Origin of the sequence: Paenibacillus humicus NBRC 102415 (genome assembly GCF_004000905.1) — a bacterium.
Classification (GTDB): Bacteria; Bacillota; Bacilli; order Paenibacillales; family Paenibacillaceae; genus Paenibacillus_O; species Paenibacillus_O humicus.
In genome coordinates, this window is record NZ_BIMD01000002.1 from 152,009 (window position 1) to 172,159 (window position 20,151).

At 49.6% G+C, this 20,151-nt stretch carries 19 protein-coding genes and 2 pseudogenes; all 21 read left to right on the forward strand.

What is annotated here, in order from left to right:
- Positions 1–11: 11 nt before the first annotated feature.
- The 21 genes and pseudogenes from PHU01S_RS02575 (at position 12) to PHU01S_RS02670 (ending at position 20,004) form a co-directional block, all read left to right on the forward strand.
- On the forward strand, positions 12–863 hold the full coding sequence (locus PHU01S_RS02575; RefSeq protein WP_127505975.1) for an SHOCT domain-containing protein: 852 nt from the start codon (positions 12–14) through the stop codon (positions 861–863).
- Positions 860–1,390, forward strand: a complete 531-nt coding sequence (locus PHU01S_RS02580) for a hypothetical protein (RefSeq protein WP_127505977.1) — start codon at positions 860–862, stop codon at positions 1,388–1,390. Before PHU01S_RS02575 ends, PHU01S_RS02580 begins: the two co-directional genes overlap by 4 nt.
- A gap of 88 nt (positions 1,391–1,478) precedes the next feature.
- Positions 1,479–2,840 carry a stalk domain-containing protein gene (locus PHU01S_RS02585; RefSeq protein WP_218032402.1) on the forward strand — a complete coding sequence of 454 codons (1,362 nt, stop codon included), beginning with the start codon at positions 1,479–1,481 and terminating at the stop codon, positions 2,838–2,840.
- Between the two features lie 182 nt (positions 2,841–3,022).
- Positions 3,023–3,628 carry a hypothetical protein gene (locus tag PHU01S_RS02590; protein ID WP_127505979.1) on the forward strand — a complete coding sequence of 202 codons (606 nt, stop codon included), beginning with the start codon at positions 3,023–3,025 and terminating at the stop codon, positions 3,626–3,628.
- A gap of 128 nt (positions 3,629–3,756) precedes the next feature.
- Positions 3,757–5,088: a hypothetical protein gene (locus PHU01S_RS02595; RefSeq protein WP_127505981.1), complete on the forward strand. Its 1,332-nt coding sequence runs from the start codon at positions 3,757–3,759 to the stop codon at positions 5,086–5,088.
- Position 5,089: 1 nt separating this feature from the next.
- Positions 5,090–5,803: a hypothetical protein gene (locus PHU01S_RS02600; RefSeq protein ID WP_127505984.1), complete on the forward strand. Its 714-nt coding sequence runs from the start codon at positions 5,090–5,092 to the stop codon at positions 5,801–5,803.
- 166 nt (positions 5,804–5,969) lie between these two features.
- Positions 5,970–7,388 carry a DNA primase family protein gene (locus tag PHU01S_RS02605; RefSeq protein WP_127505986.1) on the forward strand — a complete coding sequence of 473 codons (1,419 nt, stop codon included), beginning with the start codon at positions 5,970–5,972 and terminating at the stop codon, positions 7,386–7,388.
- A gap of 76 nt (positions 7,389–7,464) precedes the next feature.
- Positions 7,465–7,773 (forward strand): hypothetical protein, encoded by a 309-nt coding sequence (locus PHU01S_RS02610; RefSeq protein ID WP_127505988.1) that lies wholly within the window; start codon positions 7,465–7,467, stop codon positions 7,771–7,773.
- A 187-nt stretch (positions 7,774–7,960) separates the two neighbouring features.
- Positions 7,961–8,194 carry a hypothetical protein gene (locus PHU01S_RS02615; RefSeq protein WP_127505990.1) on the forward strand — a complete coding sequence of 78 codons (234 nt, stop codon included), beginning with the start codon at positions 7,961–7,963 and terminating at the stop codon, positions 8,192–8,194.
- A 108-nt stretch (positions 8,195–8,302) separates the two neighbouring features.
- A pseudogene (locus PHU01S_RS26550) lies at positions 8,303–9,454 on the forward strand (recombinase family protein); the annotation flags it as partial.
- A gap of 671 nt (positions 9,455–10,125) precedes the next feature.
- Positions 10,126–10,263: pseudogene (locus PHU01S_RS26555) on the forward strand (Maf family protein); the annotation flags it as partial.
- A gap of 61 nt (positions 10,264–10,324) precedes the next feature.
- Positions 10,325–11,020 (forward strand): RadC family protein, encoded by a 696-nt coding sequence (gene radC / locus PHU01S_RS02625; protein WP_021880680.1) that lies wholly within the window; start codon positions 10,325–10,327, stop codon positions 11,018–11,020.
- Positions 11,021–11,062: 42 nt separating this feature from the next.
- The gene (locus PHU01S_RS02630) at positions 11,063–12,088 is read left to right on the forward strand and encodes a rod shape-determining protein (RefSeq protein WP_048744776.1); all 1,026 of its coding nucleotides are present in this window, start codon (positions 11,063–11,065) and stop codon (positions 12,086–12,088) included.
- Between the two features lie 81 nt (positions 12,089–12,169).
- Complete coding sequence (gene mreC, locus PHU01S_RS02635; protein WP_048744794.1) at positions 12,170–12,988, forward strand: rod shape-determining protein MreC; 819 nt, start codon at positions 12,170–12,172, stop codon at positions 12,986–12,988.
- On the forward strand, positions 12,985–13,512 hold the full coding sequence (mreD, locus tag PHU01S_RS02640; RefSeq protein WP_127505995.1) for a rod shape-determining protein MreD: 528 nt from the start codon (positions 12,985–12,987) through the stop codon (positions 13,510–13,512). Before mreC ends, mreD begins: the two co-directional genes overlap by 4 nt.
- A 69-nt stretch (positions 13,513–13,581) precedes the next feature.
- On the forward strand, positions 13,582–14,247 hold the full coding sequence (locus PHU01S_RS02645; RefSeq protein ID WP_246029124.1) for a septum site-determining protein MinC: 666 nt from the start codon (positions 13,582–13,584) through the stop codon (positions 14,245–14,247).
- 4 nt (positions 14,248–14,251) lie between these two features.
- The gene (gene minD, locus PHU01S_RS02650) at positions 14,252–15,043 is read left to right on the forward strand and encodes a septum site-determining protein MinD (RefSeq protein WP_021880685.1); all 792 of its coding nucleotides are present in this window, start codon (positions 14,252–14,254) and stop codon (positions 15,041–15,043) included.
- Positions 15,044–15,049: 6 nt separating this feature from the next.
- Positions 15,050–16,195: an FtsW/RodA/SpoVE family cell cycle protein gene (locus PHU01S_RS02655; RefSeq protein WP_021880686.1), complete on the forward strand. Its 1,146-nt coding sequence runs from the start codon at positions 15,050–15,052 to the stop codon at positions 16,193–16,195.
- Between the two features lie 429 nt (positions 16,196–16,624).
- The gene (locus tag PHU01S_RS02660) at positions 16,625–17,797 is read left to right on the forward strand and encodes a M23 family metallopeptidase (protein ID WP_127505997.1); all 1,173 of its coding nucleotides are present in this window, start codon (positions 16,625–16,627) and stop codon (positions 17,795–17,797) included.
- Positions 17,790–18,662 carry a M50 family metallopeptidase gene (locus tag PHU01S_RS02665; protein WP_048744773.1) on the forward strand — a complete coding sequence of 291 codons (873 nt, stop codon included), beginning with the start codon at positions 17,790–17,792 and terminating at the stop codon, positions 18,660–18,662. Before PHU01S_RS02660 ends, PHU01S_RS02665 begins: the two co-directional genes overlap by 8 nt.
- 61 nt (positions 18,663–18,723) lie before the next feature.
- Entirely contained in the window at positions 18,724–20,004 is a 1,281-nt protein-coding gene (locus PHU01S_RS02670; protein WP_049867830.1) for an Rne/Rng family ribonuclease, read from the forward strand.
- Positions 20,005–20,151: the final 147 nt, after the last annotated feature.

The window sequence follows — 20,151 nt, forward strand, 5'->3', positions numbered from 1 at the left end:
AGGAGAAGCACTTGTCGAGTTCAGCACCACAATTAATCATCACATTCTTTTTAATCGTGATTATTGTTCCACCGCTAATTGCATTCTTTAAAGTCTCAGCTGAGGGAAAGTTAGGTCGAGGTGCAATTTTATCGGAAGAAGTAATGAAAAAGTTCAGGGAAGTATTCGCAGAACCAACGGAGAGATATATTGCTTCAATTGGTAATGGTTACATCATTAACTTCCTATCAGGGGGTTCGCTTGCCAGTGGGTTTTCCGTTATAAGCAATAGGCGGGTTTACTTCAAAGGCAAGTGTTACTACAAAGAAGCCGGTAAGTTGAAAAAGTCTTTTGAAGAGCGAATGGTAGACCTGAAGGATGTGACCGGAACAGGTTACACCAGGGTTAATCCGATATCACTGTTAATTACTTCTTTATCTTCATTAGTTTTATCAATCATTCTTTTCGGTGTTCTGAGTAGCTTAGGAAGTAGTGATCAGGCAACGGTTATGAACATTTTGACATTTGTATTGATCGCTTCTATATTAAGCTTCTCAATCACATTAACTGCGTACATACTGAAACGCAAAAATTTATTCGAGATCTCCTTCGCAGGGGGGATGATTGCCTTCAACATCAATTTGTATGATAAAGCAGAGATCGATGACTTCCAGAAGCAGCTCAGAAGAGCAAAAGACCATGTTGTTGAATCAGCATCTTCTCAGGTTGCAGCAGCCGCGCCACAAGCGCCCGCTGAGACTAACTCTAAACTTGGTATTGCGGACGAGATAAAGAAATACTCCGAACTATTGCAACAGAAGCTTATCACCCAAGAAGAGTTTGACGAAGCTAAAAAGAATCTCCTATCTAATGGCAACAAATGAGTATTGTCGTTAAAGGATTAACCTTGAGCAATGGTGAGGAGATCAGAGCGGTATTAGGTGAGGGGCATATAGGGAACAACGACAAGAAGCCTGTAATAGTTCTGACCAATAAGTACATCCACTTTTCTGGTGAGCATTACCGATATGATAATGGCGACACTTCCAGAAAAATATTCGAACCCGAATCGATACTGCTTCAAGATTTCATTGGTGCTGGCTACATACGTAAGAGATCGAGACGTAATCTCTACTACCTTGTAACGGTCGGGGTATTAATCACGATCCTGATGCAGATCTCTAGAGGAATGAAGAAATTTGGTGTGCAATTTAGCCAAATTAAGCTTTATGGCTCAATAATGGCAGGAACCTTTGTCATCGTCTTGGTTCTTTACCTGTTTAAGAGGTACAAGCTGTTCGAAATCGCCTTTATAGGGAAGAGGATTTGTATTAGCGAAAGCCATTTTGAAAAATCAGATATCCAGTTATTTATCCAATCGATGTATCAGGCGAAGAGAACAGTTCAATAACTTGGCTTTTAGAGCAATTGCTCATGATAAGCATACAACAATGAAAATGGAGTGATGGAAAATGAAGAAGATATCTATGATGTTGGTCTTGTCTTTGGTTATTTCCCTGTTTACTTCACTAACGGCTATGGCTGAGAGTGGAGCGAAAGTTGAGACGAAGCAAGGAGGTTATGTTTCAATCTCAAACGTAACTGATAAAAAGCAGTTTATTGATGAAGGATCAGGTGTTGGAGATACGGTTTTTGTATCCGACAAGCCAGTAACGCTTACTATTACCGGAAAAGACCCGCATCCGAGTATCAGTTTCCTGCCTGACGCGAAGCTTGATGGTGAGTCCTTCATTATGGGAGAAGCTTCCGAAGATATCGCTGTAAAAGGCAATACCGTAAGTCTCAGCAAGAAGGGCTATTATGGGGTGAACGTGCGCTTCGGCAGCGAGTTTTCACCTGATACTGTTGCCGAATTTGTTATTCAGATTGTTGGCGAAGGAACTGCCAGTAATGATTCCAAGGCTAACTCCGAATCCGGTAATAAAACAGCGGAACAAGGTATGTCGACAGTAAATGTTCTTAATGAAAATTCGGGGTATAAGATTAAATTCCCAAGCAGTTCTTTGAAGCTCCAGACAGTTAAGGGAAATGACGATGAGATCGGTGGTTTTGAAGTCTCTGCGATCACATTGAAGAATCCGAAATTTGAGAAGGACTCTAACGTATTTTTGTTTGATCTGGTTACTACAAATCAAAAGGCACATTCAGTTTATGTGAGTGTCGACAGCTATTTTGGTGGTCAAATGAAATATGTAGACGAGGAATTTAAAGACGGTAAGGTTTCCGTATATATGCCTAGTGTTACATTTGAATCTGTTGTTACAGACGATGTTTTGGTTGTGTCGATTGAGGTTTATGATAAAGATCGTAATGTGATCGACTCGTTTAAGAATATTTACTTCATGTATGAAGGTTTCAATCGTTACAAAGTGGTTGATGCAGATACAAATCAGTCGAGCAAGCCTGTGTCTGCCAAGCCAACAGCATCCAAGGTAATTGTCAACGGCAAAGAAGTATCCTTTGAAGCCTATAACATCAATAATAACAACTTCTTTAAACTTCGCGACATCGCTTCAGTTGTGAATGGCACCGAGAAGCAATTTGAAGTAAAGTGGGATGGAGCAAAGAATGCAATCAGCCTTCTTTCTGGTAAAGCGTACACTCCAGCGGGCGGAGAACTCAAAGTATCTGCTAAGCCAGCTACAAAAGAAGCCAAGCCAACTTCTTCCACCTTATATATTGACGGCAAGGAAGTAAGCTTGGTCGCCTACACAATTGATGGTAATAACTACTTCAAGCTCCGCGACATCGCAAAAGCGTTTAACATTGGCGTAACATGGGATAGCAAAACAAATACAGTTGGAATCGATACGAAGATTGATTACAAAGACGAAGAGTAATTGATCGTTGGGGTTCCGTTTTGGATGGTGTCTGTAACAGGCACCATCTTTTATTTTGCCCTTGTTGTATTTGGGGGCATCGAGGGAAGCGGATTTCAGTCGCATTATTTCTTTTGTTGAGCCATAGGAGCCATTCGAGATACAATTAGTGGATAAGGATTCCATTTTCATAACGGGGGTAAATGATGAGCTTAACTTACGATAGAGAAGCGGAGTTAAAAGAACGATTCAACCAGTTCATAGCCAATAAAATAACCGGCTCCAATGAAGATTACTATTCTCGGATGTCAGTTGAAGACTTCGAAGACATAAAGACTACGTTGAAGGACATCCATAACATCATTACATACAAAACGACCATCCGATTTATTGACTGGGTTAGTGATCGCTTCCCTTATGTGAAGGAGAATTATCAAGTCTACTTGGAACAAGTTCTTAAAAGCAGACCGAATGATAATGGATACGATCTCATCGTTACTGGAGAGGTCAATATTATTGCTGAGATCAAATGTAACAAGCCGATCAATAATGGTTACAAATTTGGTTCAGCTCAAAGAAACGGAATCGTAAAAGATATTCTGGGGCTACTTGAAGGGAAATCAAAAGTAAAATCGAATCCCGCGGCAGCGTTTAAATTTTTGGTGATCTATGATTTTGGCGACCATACTTTATCCGCCGCGCAGCACTTAATAAAGAATTTGCAGGCTGATCTTAAGGAGAAGGTCGAAATTTATGAAGATAGTAACCTGCTAACGACAGATAAGGTGTATGTCGTATTCATTAAGTAAAGATTGGAAACAGGTCGTAACCACTTATCCGATTGGAAGGTGGTTTTTCTATAATTGAGCCAAAACTATCGATGGGTTAAAATATAGAGAATACTACCAATGATTGCTTCATGTGAGGAGAATTGAAAATGGATATCATAAGATTAAACGAATTATTACCTTTAGACAAGAAAGTAACCACTATTTATACAGGTTCGGAGCTTCTGCTTGCCTATGAACTCGACAAGTATGCCCAAACCTTGCTTAAGAAGAAATTGGTTTTGTCCGATGTAACAATTTCAGAGGAATTGCTCATCGGTGAACACTTCAGTTTCGTGGTAACAAACGGGCTTGATGTGGGGTTCAAACCAATCGGGACATTGAAACCTTACTCCGATAGGAACTTCTTTACAAAATCGGTTGAGGGAGTCTACTTTAAGAAAGATACCGATGATGAAGTAGTGTTTGAACTGCAATCAGATATTATGGCTAATCAAGTCTTGAATGCTTCAAGTAAAAAATCTGCAGGATACATCAGCTTAATTGCTTATATCATGGTAAGAAGTGCTAAGGTCAACAAACCTATTCCGAAATTAATAATTGATCATGGGGCAGTTTATCCTGATGGTTTCGAATATGTGGATCTTTACATCCTTATGCGATTCGGAAATAGTTTGCTCGATGGATTAGTCGAGATAAGGTATCTTGAAGAATCGAGCACAGATAAAATACAACTTGATAAATTCTATAATGAAGCCGCAGATGGTCCATCCGAAATTAAAGAGCATCAATTTGATTGGATAGCTTTCGTTATGCAATTCAGACAGCGGGGATGGATGAACCGATTCTACAATAAAGCAGAAAAGTTTCAATATCTTACAAGCGAATTCGAGATAGGTGATGTCGTACTGCTGTATGAACGTATAGGTGCAACGGAGTCCAATCCGGGTAAACTTTCTGAGTGCTACCCTGCAGTAATTGAAGGGTTTGATGAAGACTCTATCTCATTAACATACTATCCAAGAGTCAAGACGCGATTGACAGAGGAAATTGAAATTGAAGCCATAAATTCAATTCCCGAAGAATTGCGTGTAGCCCAAAAGATACCTACGTATGTAAGGGAAAAAGGGAATCGAACTCTTATAAGTCATCGAGAAGATAAAATTATGAGATACGATCAAGAGACTTACTTTTTTGGAAAGACAGTAAAGTTCAATCTAAATGATTTTGGTGTAGAGCGGTATACATATAATGAAAATAATTTTCTTCAACAATTATTTGAAACAGATGGAAGCTATCAGTTCATTCCCACAAATGAAGGAGACAAACTAGCCTTCTTCTCAACAATTGATACGGTCTATCATGTGTTCGAAGATTACAATGTTGAGTATAAAAAAGATAGGTTCCTAGAGAAGTATTATTATTCAAAAAACAGAAAGCCAGGATACTCGATTAAATTATTAGATCCGAAGGAGGGGTAAAATGGGTGCTGGTAAGAAAACAAAATATAATTCAAGATTTCTAGAAATCGGTCATCAGATAATAGCGGATATGCCAAAGAGTCGAAAAGAGAATTTATGTTCATTGTCTCATACTCTACATTTTATTACTTTACTCGGATTTCAATCATTTAAGTCAAAGCGTAATGTCGCAGATGGTGTGAGGAAATCTAAACCATGTCCTACAAAGGTAGGTATCACCTTGATCTCTGATGTAGATATTGACGATGTTCCTGTCATTGATGTTCGTTTGGATAAGTATACGGGAATAAGTAAAGATCAGATCGGAAAACGTAAAGTAAAAGCAAATGAAAAGTTTGATCTTACCTATTACGAGTTTATGTTCTTGATGTTAAGGGATGAGTACGCTGGTTTTTTTGAAGCTAATGATGATCCTAGAGGTGGCTATGTTTCCTTATATTTGAAAGCATTTGAAAAAGGAGACGCCAAGTTACCCACACCATCGATTCAATTTAAGAGAAATAAGCCCAAGAACAAATCAGGTTATAGAGAAGATGTTGTTCCAATTACTGAACAGATCATCCCAATCGACAAGAAAGTTCAAGGTGAATGGAAGGTAATACCGAAGTACGCAGATAAGTATGGTCCATTACTGGAGCATCTACTGAAAAAGAGAGAAGAAGGCAAGAAGCGGATAGCACAAAGCATGAGGGAACTGCATTTAACATCCAAATAAAAACCTGACTACAGTGTAGAATGCCTTTGGTGGTCTACACTGTTTTTATTCATCCAAAATAAATTAGGGTCATTTTTTTTTTTTATGCAGGAGTTGAGACGAAAATTGGGAAAGTGCTCAAGAGTCTCGGAGAGTGATATACAAACCCGAGAAAGGTGTGCTTAAAATGGCAGCATCATATCAAACTCTTGAAGTCATGAAATCCTGTGTTTCACCAATTGTAGAACAGCTCGATGAGCGGCTGGCTCTTAAGGAACGGGGAATAACTTATGGAAAGAAAGATTTAGAAATGAACGCAAATACCTTTGCCACTTACACATTAAGTCGAATGCATCTCGTTCAGCTAGGTAACGCGCAGATTTATACCTATTGCAGTAAGGGGTATTACATCGAAATGAACGATAGGATGTTAAAGGCAATCTGCCGCGGTATTATTCATGAAGCAAAAACGGATATCTGGTGTCGGAAATGGGAGGGTGAGTACTTCGAGGCTTTAAGGAGAGAGATACCATTTGTTGAAGAAATGAATCCCGAAAAGGGGCTTATAAACTTAACCAATGGCATGTTAAATCTTTATTCGATGGAATTTGTTAATCATGACCCAAGCTACTTATCCACCATACAAATACCGATTGAGTACAACAAAACTGCATCATGTCCGAAGTTTGAAGAGTTCCTATTCGACATCTTTGAAGGTGATGGTGAACGTATCAGGCTTGTTCAGGAAATAATGGGTTACTGCTTTATACCGGACATTAAGATTCAAAAGGCGTTTTTCTTCATTGGTTCGGGATCAAACGGTAAGAGTGTATTATCAGAAGTCATCCGTCACCTTATCGGAATTGAAAATGTGTCAAATGTCTCGTTGAAAGATCTCGGTGGTCGTTTTGGTATGCAAAACCTGCCGGGAAAGCTGGTGAATGTTTCGACCGAGAATGAATTTGATCGGAAATTCAACACTCAGAACTTCAAAATCTTAACTGGTGGAGATGCGGTAAACGTCGAGCAGAAATTCAAAGCTTCTTTCAACACAAGATTGTTTGCTAAGACGATTGTATTGCTGAACAGCATGATGGATTCAAATGATTCAACAAATGGGTATTTCCGAAGACTTCAAATCATTCCTTTCAACAAAATTTATCGGGAGTTGCGAGCGGACGAAGCCCCTATTGAGGGGGTAAGCTACATGGACAAGACTTTGCTCGATAAGCTGCTTACAGAATTACCAGGCATACTGAATTTTGCATTGAAAGGCTTAGCTCGTTTAATCGAAAACAACTTTAATTTGACCGAGAGCAAAGTGTGTGAAAAAGCATTAGAGGACTATAAGGTTAGTCAAAACCCAGTTCCCGAGTATTTCAATGCACGGGTATTTTGGGCTGAAGGTGAACAGACCTTAAGATCAGATTTCAAGCGTGATTTTTCTAGATGGGCAGAGATTAACGGTTTGGACAATGTAAAGTCTATAGGCTCCACAAAGTTTTGGGAAATGTTCAGCAGAGTTCTCATCGAGCAAGGCATTAAAGTTCGCGAGAAGAAAATCAATGGTGATTATTATGTCGAGGGGCTTGGGATTTACTTTTAGGGATTCAGTTTTCGTTTTACTGAGCAAAGTTTCTTTTGTTGTGAAATAAAAATTATCAATCTAGGAGGAATATGTAATGTCTGCAGCGATTATGAAAGATATTGAAACACTAAAGAAAATTGGTTATACAGTTATGACGGGTTACAAAACCCAGGAGGATCTAATGATGCTTAAGACACATCCATTTTTCGATAAGGAGTTGGTTTACTTTAAATTGTGGTATTCAAACCCGTTTACAACTGGTCCTAAAACATGCATATGTGATTTTAATAGGAGTGGAGCGAGGTTAGTGGTTAGGAAAATACAAAAACTTTACGAGATGGGGTTAACACCGAAACATATGCAGCTTGTTTGCGGACTTAAACATCAAAGATCCAGAATGTAGAATTTTCAATTACTGAGCACTTATTTCTCTGACTGTTTTAGTCAGGAAGTAGGTGCTTTTTTTTATTTTGACTCTAATTGATCTTTACCTGTATGGAGTTGAGTTCGTGTTACTGATATTTTTCAAGAGTCCTTAACAAGCAGGCATGGAGTTACCGCTCCAAATATCTTGAGGGGTTGTGAATCGCATGCCTGTTACAAGAAGTTTGAAAGCCAAGGTTGATAAAGAGAACAAATTGATCTTTGTTTGGATGCTTGAACAACAAAAAGATTCAGACGAATTTGTAGAATTGAAGGCATTTGCAAAATCCAGCAAATTTAAGGTTGTAACATTTATCTCAGGAAAGGACGATCTTAATTTGGCTTTGGAGAATCTAATCCTTGACAATGCACTAATAAACAGTGTTGATTCGACTGGTTAAGCAGAGTTAAGATAACAACTACTAAATTTTGGGTGAGTGGAATCTAGTAGTCGAACTAATTTATGTACAGTTTTAGAAAGTATAAAAATATGAATGAGGTGCGTATAAATGATTGTCAAAATCAGCGAGAAAAATGAGTTAACATCTAATACCGTATATCTTGGTTACACACGTTTAAGCCGGGACGAGGACAAGTCAAACTATACTTCAATAATCGGGCAGAAGAAAATGATTAAGTCTCATATCAAGGAAAAGTTCAATAGTACAATTACCGACGAGGCAATCTATGAAGATGATAATGTCAGCGGCTATACATTCGACAGACCTGATTACAATCGACTTATAAAGGATATTGATAGTGCTGTTGAAACTGGAAAGCAGGTAGTTCTTGTAGTTAAAGATTTATCTCGGATCGGAAGGAACAATCCGTTAACATTACTTTTCCTTCAGGAAATGAAAAGTAAAGGAGTGCGAATAGTCCTACTGGGTGATAATTATGACTCATTCGTTGATGATGATTCGATGCTCGGTATCAAATCGTGGTATAATGAGTTGTATGTTAAGGATATAAGTCGAAAAGTAAAAGACGGTATTAAATCCAGGATGAAAGATGGCAATTATCTGGCACCTGTCCCTTACGGTTATAAGAGGAACCCACTCAATCGTAAAGAGATTATTATTGACGATGAAACAGCTCCAATTATTAGAAAGATATTTCAGATGTATTTGCAAGGTGATGGATACAGGAAAATATGTATCTATTTAACGTCAAACAAGATACCAACACCTTCAATGATTATCCAACGGGATAGGGCATCCGTGGGGAAAGCTTACAAAAAAGATGTGACAGATGTTTGGGTTCAGAGAATGGTTCAGCGAATCATCCGGAATGATTTCTATATTGGGGTATTGAGACAGGGGAAGTACAAGCTAAACGGAATCAATGGCAAAATACTTAAGACAGATTTGGGACAGCATCATGTATTTGAAAATAACCATGAACCAATTATCAGTAAAGCTGATTTTGACTTGGCTCAAGCCATTGCTGAAAAAAGACTTGAGAGCAATTTTAGAGGCACTGGTTATAGGCATCTCAATGTCTTTTCCGGATTTTTGGTTTGTGAAGATTGTGGGAAGGGAATGGTTGCTCTTAATAAAGAGGGTAAACACAAGTCGTATATTTGTGGGACATATAGAAGAGTTGGGGGAATAGCTTGCACTACACATTATATCCTTGACAGAACCTTAATGCTTGCTATAAAAGCCCACTTAGTATTAATACGTGAGAACTTAAGTATGGCAATACAACAATTCAATAGTAAGGTGCAAGAAAGTGTTAAAAAAGCCGAAAAGACAAATAAGTTTGAAACTTCAATGGCAAGGCTAAAGGCACAGCATAGTCAGCTATCAGATGAATTAAAGATCACTGTCAGGCAGAAAATTAAGGAAATGGCTTTGAACCCTGCAACCGCAGATATCAAGGAAAAAACCTACGCTTTAGTGGAGGCTGACCTTGAGCAACAAATTGTTGAAGTCAACCGTCAAATTAAAGAAATAACTTCAATTAAGGAACAGACAACTTTGTTTCAAGAAGGGGCAAAAACCGCACTAAGTGTCTTTGATGCTATAATTGCAAAAGAAAGTCTAGATAGGAAAGACTTAGAATTGTTGGTTGACAAAATAACCGTCAGCGCAGATAAATCACCAACAATATATTTAAAGGCAAATATCGAGCAGTTACTTCAACTTGACAATGGTGATGATCCTGATGGTAACGGTAGAGGTAACAAAGCCACTGTAACTTACAAAGCGGGGGCAGTCACCAAATCGTTCATGTCGACAGTGGCTATAAATGAAAATTCTGGACAGTCCACTTCGCCAACGCCAGTAAATGGGTATACTAAGCCATTAAAAGAACCATTGAGCACTACAAGGCGGGCTCCTACGGCATTCAAGGCGTGGGCGGCGTGCTGGTGGAGAAGATCGAAGGCTGTTATACCAATGTCGTCGGCTTGCCGCTGCCGCTGCTTGCGGACATGCTGGCCGAATTCGGCATACACGTCATTTAATTCTGCTGCTCCCGTGCCTGCGCGCTGCGCCAGGACGGGGGCTTGAAGGCGGTCGGGTCCAATGTCGGTTCCATCAAAAGGATTAAGCCTGCGCGAGCTTCCAAGCGAAGAACGTCCGAGAGAGCGCATGATCAAGTACGGAGCGGAAGCGCTCAGCCATGCCGAGCTGCTGGCGATCCTTCTGCGGACGGGAACGGCGTCGGAGACGGCGGTGCATCTGGCCTCGCGTATTCTGGCCCAGAGCGGCAGCCTGCGCGGACTGGTGGACATGGGGACGACGGAGCTGACGCGGATCAAGGGCATCGGTCCGGCCAAGGCGCTGCAGATCCGGGCCGGCATCGAGCTCGGCAGGCGGCTTTCCCAGAGCCGCCGCGGAGAGGCCGTCGTCGTGCGGAGGCCGCAGGACGCGGCGGATTACCTGATGGAAGACCTTCGCTATCATAAGGTGGAGCATTTCGTCTGCCTGTTTCTCAACACCAAAAATCATATCGTCGCGCGCGAGACCATATCGGTAGGAACGCTGAATGCATCGCTTGTCCATCCGCGGGAAGTATTCCGCGAGGCGATACGGCATGGCGCGGCTTCGATCGTCTGCGCCCACAACCATCCGAGCGGAGATCCGACCCCGAGCACCGAGGATGCGGCGCTGACGCGCAGGCTGGCAGAGGCGGGAGAACTGGTCGGAATCGACGTGCTGGATCATATTGTCATCGGCGATGGAGTCTTCATTAGTTTGAAGGAACAAGGCCTCTTGTAATATAATGAATAGGATTGCCGCATTTCAGAAGGGAGTTTGACCATGTTCGGAGGCTCTAAGGATTTAGGGATTGACCTGGGTACCGCCAATACGCTCGTGTATGTCAAAGGAAAAGGAATCGCTGTCAGGGAGCCGTCTGTGGTGGCCCTGCGTACGGATACAAAAACGATTGAAGCTGTCGGCGAGCATGCCAAGAAAATGATCGGCCGCACGCCCGGCAACATCCGCGCTGTCCGTCCGATGAAGGATGGCGTCATCGCGGATTTTGAGACGACAGCCACTATGATCAAATATTTCATTCGCCAGGCGCAGAAGCAGCGCGCCCTGTTCCCGCGCCATCCAAACGTCATGATATGCGTGCCTTCGGGAATTACATCCGTCGAGAAGCGCGCCGTCGAAGACGCGGCCAAGCAAGCAGGAGCGCGCGAGGCGTTCACGATCGAGGAGCCGTTCGCGGCGGCGATCGGAGCCGACCTGCCCGTATGGGAGCCGACCGGCAGCATGGTCGTCGATATCGGCGGCGGCACGACGGAAGTCGCGGTCATTTCGCTCGGAGGCATCGTGACGAGCCGTTCGGTCCGCATCGCCGGAGACGAGATGGATGAGGCCGTCATCCAGTACATCAAGCGGCTGTACAATCTGATGATCGGCGAGCGCACGGCCGAGCAGCTGAAGATGGAGATCGGCACGGCGATGGCGCTGGAGCAGTCGGAGACGATGGAAATCCGCGGCCGCGACCTCGTGACGGGGCTGCCCAAGACGCTGTCGATCACTTCGGACGAGATTACGGAAGCTCTCGCGGATACGATCGCGGCTATTATCGACGCCGTGAAGATCACGCTCGAGAAATGCCCGCCGGAGCTGTCTGCGGACATCATGGACCGCGGCATCGTGCTTACCGGCGGCGGAGCGCTGCTGCGCAACCTGGACAAGCTGCTCTCCCGCGAGACCGGCATGCCGGTCATCGTAGCCGAGAATCCCCTTGACTGCGTAGCGATCGGCACGGGCCGCTCGCTCGACAACTTGCATTTATTCAAAAACAGAGGCGGCTCCAGGTCCAAGCGCTAAGTCGCAGGAGGAGCGGATGAATGAGACGGGCGGGTGAACGGTTTGTTTAAGCATTTGCGGAACAGGCGGCTCTTCGTTCTCATGATCAGCTTCATTCTTTTCATCGCGGTCATCGGCGTGTCGATCAGCAACCGCTCGGGGCTGACCGCGCCGGAGAAGTTCCTTCGGGATACGACCGGATTCGTGCAGCAATGGTTCTACAAGCCCGCTGGCTATATGGCGGGCTTCTTCCAGGATATCGGAAACTTGCGCGCCATGCATGAAGAGAATGAGCAGCTGCGCATGACAGTAGCCGCCTATACGAGGGACAAGGTGAAATTCAATGCGATGGAGCAGACGAACCAGAGCTTGCAGGAGCTGCTGCACTTCACCGAAGCCCAGAAGAAGATCAACGATTACAAATTCCTGTTCGCCCAGGTCATCGCGGTCAGTCCGGATCCATACAACCAGACGCTGACGATCAACCTCGGCTCCAAGAACGGGATCAAGGAAAAGATGGCCGTCATAACCGACGAGGGCATGGTCGGCATCATCAGCAAAGTGTCCGAGGTCACCTCCACGATCATGCCGCTGCTTGAACTGAACGACCAGGCGCCGGGAATATCGGCGACGGCGCTCGGCAAGCAGAAGCAGTCGTTCGGCATCGTCAGCAGCTACAACAAGGAGACGCAGATGCTCCAGATGACGAAGATCGCGGCGGACGACCCGATGACGAAGGGCGATACGATCCTGACCTCCGGACTGAACAATGTCTATCCGGAGGGGCTGGTCATCGGGACCGTAGAGTCCATTCAGGACAGCGACTTCGGCCTGACCAAGACGGCCAGCATCAAGCTGGCTGCTGATTTCGATCATCTGAACGAGGTGCTTGTCGTCCAGAAGCCCGAGGCGATCCAATGAGGATGCAAGGCATCGTAGGCTTGACCTTCCTGGCCTTCGTCGTGCAGTCGACGATCGTGCCGTGGATCATTCCGGGCGAGTTCGCCGGGCGAATCGTTCCTCATTTCACGCTTGCCGTCGTGCTCTTCGCGGCCATGTACCACAGCCGGCACTCCGCTCTGCTGCTCGGAGCGGGCTTCGGGCTGCTGCAGGATGTCGTCTTCCGCGGGCATCTGCTCGGCCTGCATGCCTATGCGATGGCTCTCATCGGCTACCTGTTCGGGCTGCTGCTCGAGAGGCGCCGCAGCACGATGATGATGGCGCTTGTCGTCGTCGCGTTCGGCACGCTCTTATATGAACTTGCCCTTTATTATGTCTACAAGGTGTTCCAGTTCACGCAGGAGTCCCTGTCCTGGGCGCTGGTCGACCATATTCTTCCCAGCCTGTTCCTTCAGCTGGCATTCGCACTGGCGGTGTATATCCCGCTGCGGAGATGGTTCCAGAACTTGGCCATGAACCGGTACAGCAAGAAAGAGCCTGAATGAAGCCATGCATGAAGGAAGCAGGAAACCGCCTTCCGCAAGCCGAATTGAGTACGTCAAGGAGGGACGGATGTGACCGACAAACAGCGTATTACGATTAAGGGAGTCAAGGACGGTCTCATCTTCCTCTTTGACGATCAATGCGAGCTTTCGGAATTGATGGAAGAGCTCCAGTTCAAGCTGGAAAAATCCCACCAGCAGCTGCTTTCCGGGCCGCTGGTGCATGTGCATGTGAGGCTGGGCGCGCGCAGCCTGGAGGAGGAAGACAAGGAGAGAATCCGTTCCTTGATCCGCCAGAAGGGGAACCTGCTTGTCCAGTCGATTGAATCCGAAGCTGCCGCCGAAGAAGGCGATGAGGCCGGAAAGCAGGCGTTCAAGCTTATGACGGGAATGATCCGTTCCGGGCAGACAGTGGAGCATGATGGAAGCCTGCTGCTGCTCGGCGACGTGAACCCCGGCGGCACGGTCCGCTGCACCGGGGATATATATGTGCTCGGCGCTCTTCGCGGAATGGCCCATGCGGGCTGCGAGGGCCGTGAAGAAGCCATTATCGCCGCGTCGCTGCTGCGGCCGACGCAGCTGCGCATTGCGGATGTCATCAGCCGTCCTCCCGAGGAATGGATGTCGGGAGACGCCTCCATGGAGTATGCCTACCTGGAGGACGGGCGGATGCAGATCGACAAGATGAACCAGCTCGCGCGGATGCGCAAGGAGACGATGCTGTTCAAAGGGGTGTAAAGGCATGGGAGAAGCAATCGTCATCACATCGGGCAAAGGCGGAGTCGGCAAGACGACGACATCGGCCAATCTGGGCACCGCCCTTGCTCTGCTGGGCAAAAAAGTGGCCATGGTCGATACCGATATCGGCCTGCGCAATCTGGACGTCGTCATGGGGCTTGAGAACCGGATCATCTACGATCTCGTGGACGTTGCGGAAGGGCGCTGCCGCCTGCAGCAGGCGCTCGTCAAGGACAAGCGGTTCGAGGAGCTGTACATGCTGCCCGCCGCCCAGACGAAGGACAAGTCCGACGTCACGCCGGAGCAGGTCAAGGACATCGTCCTGGAGCTGAAGCGGGAGTACGATTATGTCATCATCGACTGTCCGGCCGGCATCGAGCAGGGCTTCCGCAACGCGGTAGCCGGCGCCGACCGGGCGATCGTCGTCACGACCCCCGAGAATGCCGCCGTGAGGGACGCCGACCGGGTGATCGGCCTGCTGGAGGGCTCCAAGGTTCCGGCCAAGCTGGTCGTCAACCGCATCCGCCCCGCGATGGTCAAGAGCGGGGAAATGCTGGACATCGACGAGATTTGCCAGGTGCTGGCCGTCGACCTGCTCGGCATCGTTCCGGACGATGAGAGAGTCATCAAGGCTGCCAACTCCGGCGAACCGACCGTCATGGATCCGAGCTCGCGGGCTGCGATCGCTTACCGCAACATCGCCAGGCGCATACTGGGGGACATGGTTCCGCTGATGCAGCTGGAAGAGAGGCCGGGTAGGCTGCGCAGGCTCGTGAAGTTTCTGGGAATGGGATGAACGTAAGTGCTCAATAGACTCAAAAAAATGGATGTCGGCATCCTGACGCTGCTAGTGTGCTTCATGGTGGTCAGCGCGGTGCTGCTCTACAGCGTCGGCGACGGGGATCCGAAGTATGCCGGCTACTATAAGAAGATGCTGCAGTTTTATGTCGCGGGCTACATTCTGGTGACTTTCGTCACCTTGGTGGACTACCGCATTATTCTCAAGTTCTGGTATTATTTTTACGCCGTCGGCATCGCGCTGCTCGTCGCCGTCTTCTTCCTCGGCTCCAAGGTGAACGGCGCGACCGGGTGGTTCAAGCTGCCGGGCGGATTCAGCTTCCAGCCGGCCGAGGCGTTCAAGATCATCATGATCATCGTCGTGGCCTACATGCTGGGACGAAGGCAGGGTGACAAGCTGCTGTTTACGCAGGATCTCCTGCCGATCGCGGTGTTGGTCGGGCTGCCCTTCATGCTTGTCGTCGTCCAGCCCGATCTCGGCAATGCCGTCATTTATCTGGTCATCCTGCTCGGCATGCTGTGGATCGGCAACGTAAAGTACTCGCATGTCCTGATCGGGCTTGTATCCGTCATCGGCGGCGCTCTTCTGTTCGTGACGCTGTTCACTTCCTTCAATGCCGAAATCAAGGACTACGCGGAGAAGCATGGCGTCAAGCACTGGTATGAGCGGATCAACACCTTCGTCGATCCGACCAATGCGGACAAGGACGAGGCTTACCAGGCGCGCAACGCCAAGATCGCCGTCGGCAGCGGAGGCTTGACGGGAGACGGCTTCCTTCAGGGCGATTCCAAAAATCGCGGCGCAGTTCCATATACGTATTCGGATTCCATCTTTGTCGTCATCGGCGAGGAGTTCGGCTTCCAGGGCTCGGCCGTGCTGCTGCTCCTGTACTTCCTGCTTATCTACCGGATGATCATCATCGCCTTCCAGTGCCTGGACCTGAAGGGCTCGTTCATCATCATCGGGATTGTGTGCATGTACGTGTTCCAGGTGTTCCAGAACGTAGGCATGATGATCGGCATCATGCCGATCACCGGCATCACGCTGCCGTTCGTCAGCTACGGCGGTACGTCTCTGATGCTGAATATGCTCAGCATCGGCATTGTTTTCAGCGTTCGGGCGCATCAGGAGAAATATCAGCTCGAGTAGCCGAAAAAAGAAAAACTCGCAAATCTTGCATAGAGATTCCCTTGAGAATGTCGGAGAAGGAGCTGCTGAGCTTCTGGCCGGCATTCTTTTTCTTTTTCTCGATGACATGCTTGTTTGGCCGGGAAAAAACGGCCGAATGCGTACAAAGCCGTGATCGATTGGAAAGCATTCTTGGGCACCTCTCCTTTCCGAAGGGAGCCGCCACAAGTTGAGCCGTACGGGACAATCAAACCAGCACTAGAGTCTTCCGCAGACGGGAGGCTCTTTTTATTTTGCCCGCTCGCCTTGTGCCTGATCCTGCTGCAGCCAGGGGGTCGCCAAGTCCGTCCCGCACCGTCCGCATACTTGGATAAGCCCGCTCATAAGGATAAGGAACAAGCCTCCGTCATCTTATCCGGCGGCGGAGATTCCGAAGGGAGCGGGACAAGGATGGATGCGGGAAACAAGGGACGGTTCGATGCCGATTATTCGACCCGGCGCCGCTTGAACGGCGGCCGCAGGCATGAGGAAGCGGAGGCGATCGGGACGGGCAACCGCGAGCGCCGCCAGGAAAGGATCCGGGAGTTGACGGAGAGCGGTCCCGGCGCGGGGATGCGTCCGGCTCCCTCTCGGTATGAAAAGGATACCGAGGCTGGGCGCGCCTCGTCCGGCTCGCCTCGAAAGCAAGGGGCGTTCGGCTCCGGCCCATCCGCCCAAAACAACGGAGGCGCAGGCGGCGCAGGACCGTACGGCACCCGCGTGTATGCTCCGCCGCCGGAAGCGTTTGACGCCGAGCCGGACGAGCTGTGGCAGGAAGCCTGGCCGCTCCCTTCCGAGAAGGATCCCGAGCTGGAATGGAAGCGCAGCGCCAACCCGTGGCAGCGGCTGGAGGAGGCGAGCGGCAGCCTTTCGGCTCCTTTCCGCAAGCAGGAAGGGAGGACGCCTTCATCCGGGCGCCGCTCCGGTTCCGGCGGAAGCCGCCAAGGAGGCGGCGGGACCAGCGGCTTCCGCCAGGAGCTCCAGGTGAAGCTGCTGCTCTCCGTCGCCTTGTTCGGGGCGGTATGGGGGCTGTTCCAGCTCAGCGGCGGAGCCGCGAGGCAAGGGCAGGCGCTGGTGACCGAAGCGCTGACCGAGCAGATGGATTTCACGCGGATAGCGGGCTGGTACAACCAGGTATTCGCAGGAGCGCCGTCCTTCATTCCCGGCTTCGGCATCCGTGACGGGGAGCAGACGGCAAGCGTAGGAGGGACGGTCAAGCCCGAAACGGTATCGCCGCTTGAAGGCGGCGCCGTCGTGAAGACGTTCGCCGAGTCGCTGGGCGGCGTGGAGATGGCGGGGCAGGCCGGAGGAGCGGTAAGGGCGGCCGAGCAGGGACGGGTCCAGGTCGTCTCGGCCGACGACGCCAAGGGACCGACGATCGTCATCCAGCATGCCGACGGCCGTACGACCTATTACGGCCAGCTGGGCGAGGCAGGCGTGCAGGTGAACGATTGGGTGACGGCCGGACAGGTGATCGGCAAGATGGGATCCGCGGCAGCGGACGGAAGCTTGCCCCTGCTCTATTTTGCGGTGAAGGACAACGACCGCTACGTCGACCCGGCGGAAGTGGTTCCGCTTGATTAACATCCGGGGAGTGAGGTGGAGCCTTCATCCCTTGTTCGCGGTGCTGATGCTGCTGTCGGTGATGACAGGCTATCTTGCCGAGCTCCTTACCCTTTTCACGCTCGTTTTCGTCCATGAGCTGGGACACGCGGCGGCAGCCTATGGGTACGGATGGACGATCAGGGAGATCAAGCTGCTGCCGTTCGGAGGCGTAGCCGAGCTCGAGGAGAAGCCGGGAGCGCCGGCGCGCGAGGAGGCGGTCATCGCGCTGGCAGGACCGCTCCAGAATGTATGGATGGCGGCAGCGGCCTGGGGGCTGGGCTCGCTTGGATGGATGGACGCGGGCTGGGCGGACTATCTGCTGCGCGCGAACCTGCTCCTGCTCGCCTTCAATCTGCTGCCGATCTATCCGCTGGACGGCGGCAGGCTGCTCCGGATCGCCTGCGGGCTTCGCTTTACCTTTTATTCGACGCTGAGGCTGACCGCATGGACCGGAATGGCGTTCAGCCTCGTCATGATCGGCTACGCGCTGCTGCCGCAGCTTCACCGGAGCAGCGGCATCCAGGCCAATCTGCTGGCGGTAGGGCTGTTTCTGCTGGCGACCAACTGGACCTACCGGAAGCACATTCCGTTTCTATTCCTGCGTTTTCTCGTGAACAGGGATCGCGGGGCGAGAAGGCGGATTCGGGAAGGCGTCCGGGCGAGGCCGATTGTCGTGACGCAGCGGCATCCGGTCTGGACGACGGCGAGGCTGTTCCTGCGGGACCATTATCATCTCGTCTACGTGATGGAAGAGCGGGGCCGGATCGTCAAGGTGCTGCCGGAGCAGAGGATCATCGAAGGATATTTGACGGGAGACCGTGCAGTTTCCGACCTTTTGAGGTAGAATAAGAGGCAAATCGAACGGTCTTGCAAAGACCGCGGGGGGCAGGTGTCACCGTCATATCATGAGAACAATGCTGATTCAGGCGAACGGTGCGCTGCTGCAGACGGCGGTGCTTCAGGGCGGGCGCGTCATGGAGTTTTTCATGGAGGATGCATCGGAAGGCGGTTTGGTCGGCAATATGTACAAAGGTCGCGTCGTCAACGTGCTGCCTGGCATGCAGGCGGCATTCGTCGATATCGGCCTGGCCAAAAACGCGTTTCTGTATATCGACGAGCTGCTCCATCCTGCAGCCGATCACGGCAAGGACAAGCCGGCCATCGCGGACCTGGTCCGTGTCGGCCAGGAGCTGCTCGTGCAGGTCATCAAGGAGCCGATCGGCGGCAAAGGAGCGCGGGTAACGACCCAGTTTTCCTTGCCGGGAAGATGGCTTGTCTACATGCCGGGCGCGGATTATGTCGGCGTATCCAAGAAGATCGGAGCCGAGAGCGAGCGCAGCAGGCTCCGAGGCGTCGGCGAGGAGCTGCGCAGAGGCAGCGAGGGCATCATCATGCGGACCGTGGCGGCCGGCGAGAGCCTGCATTCGCTGCGCCATGACCTGATGCAGCTCAGGGAAAGCTGGGAAGCGGTGGTGAAGAAGGCCAAAGGGCTCAAGCCGCCCCAGCCGGTCCTTCGCGAGGCGGCCTTGATGAGGCGGACGTTCCGCGACGTCTTCACGCCGGGCACCGAGGTGTACTTCGACGATCGGTCCCGGTACGAGGAGGCGCTGGGACTGGTCCGGGAGCTGGCGCCGGGCAGCGAGGCGCGGCTTCACCTGGCGGACAGGCAGGGCGGCAAGACCCTCTTCGAGCAGCATGGAATCGCCGAGCAGCTGAGCGCGGCCTTCCAGACGCGGATCTGGCTGCCGAGCGGCGGCTACCTCGTCTGGGAGCAGACCGAGGCGCTTACGGTCATCGATGTCAACACGGGCAAGTTCACCGGAACAAGCGGCTTGGAGGATACGGTGTTCCGCACGAACATGGAGGCGGCCCGCGAGATCGCCCGCCTGCTCCGGCTGCGCGACGTGGGCGGCATCATCATCGTGGATTTCATCGATATGGAAGACGGCATCCATCGGGAGAAGGTGCGCCATCAGCTCGAGGACGCCTCGCGGGACGACCGGAGCAAATGCCAGGTTCACGGCTGGACCCGGCTCGGCCTGCTCGAGATTACCCGCAAGAAAACGCGCAAGAGCATCGGGCCCAAGTTCCATGAGATCTGCGGCAGCTGCGGCGGGAGCGGGCAACGGTACGTCGGGCTCTCTCCGCGCGCCAAGGGCGGTCAGGATGGACGAGCTTCGACATAGCTATTGTATGAGCGCCTAGGATATGGTACACTACTTTGGTGTATGTCCCCCGAGGACATATATGGTACCGCACCGGACGGGTTTTCAAGCCGGGATCTCGCTCGTCGATTTCCCCACCTTTTCCAGGCGAGTCTTCGACTATAAGGA

Excerpts from the sequence above, each read along its gene's own strand:
- PHU01S_RS02580 (WP_127505977.1), top strand. The coding sequence starts at position 860 with ATGAGTATTGTCGTTAAAGGATTAACCTTGAGCAATGGTGAGGAGATC.
- PHU01S_RS02590 (WP_127505979.1), top strand. The coding sequence starts at position 3,023 with ATGATGAGCTTAACTTACGATAGAGAAGCGGAGTTAAAAGAACGATTC.
- PHU01S_RS02595 (WP_127505981.1), top strand. The coding sequence starts at position 3,757 with ATGGATATCATAAGATTAAACGAATTATTACCTTTAGACAAGAAAGTA.
- PHU01S_RS02600 (WP_127505984.1), top strand. The coding sequence starts at position 5,090 with ATGGGTGCTGGTAAGAAAACAAAATATAATTCAAGATTTCTAGAAATC.
- PHU01S_RS02605 (WP_127505986.1), top strand. The coding sequence starts at position 5,970 with ATGGCAGCATCATATCAAACTCTTGAAGTCATGAAATCCTGTGTTTCA.
- PHU01S_RS02610 (WP_127505988.1), top strand. The coding sequence starts at position 7,465 with ATGTCTGCAGCGATTATGAAAGATATTGAAACACTAAAGAAAATTGGT.
- PHU01S_RS02615 (WP_127505990.1), top strand. The coding sequence starts at position 7,961 with ATGCCTGTTACAAGAAGTTTGAAAGCCAAGGTTGATAAAGAGAACAAA.
- radC (WP_021880680.1), top strand. The coding sequence starts at position 10,325 with ATGTCGGTTCCATCAAAAGGATTAAGCCTGCGCGAGCTTCCAAGCGAA.
- PHU01S_RS02630 (WP_048744776.1), top strand. The coding sequence starts at position 11,063 with ATGTTCGGAGGCTCTAAGGATTTAGGGATTGACCTGGGTACCGCCAAT.
- mreC (WP_048744794.1), top strand. The coding sequence starts at position 12,170 with ATGATCAGCTTCATTCTTTTCATCGCGGTCATCGGCGTGTCGATCAGC.
- mreD (WP_127505995.1), top strand. The coding sequence starts at position 12,985 with ATGAGGATGCAAGGCATCGTAGGCTTGACCTTCCTGGCCTTCGTCGTG.
- minD (WP_021880685.1), top strand. The coding sequence starts at position 14,252 with ATGGGAGAAGCAATCGTCATCACATCGGGCAAAGGCGGAGTCGGCAAG.
- PHU01S_RS02660 (WP_127505997.1), top strand. The coding sequence starts at position 16,625 with ATGGATGCGGGAAACAAGGGACGGTTCGATGCCGATTATTCGACCCGG.
- PHU01S_RS02670 (WP_049867830.1), top strand. The coding sequence starts at position 18,724 with ATGAGAACAATGCTGATTCAGGCGAACGGTGCGCTGCTGCAGACGGCG.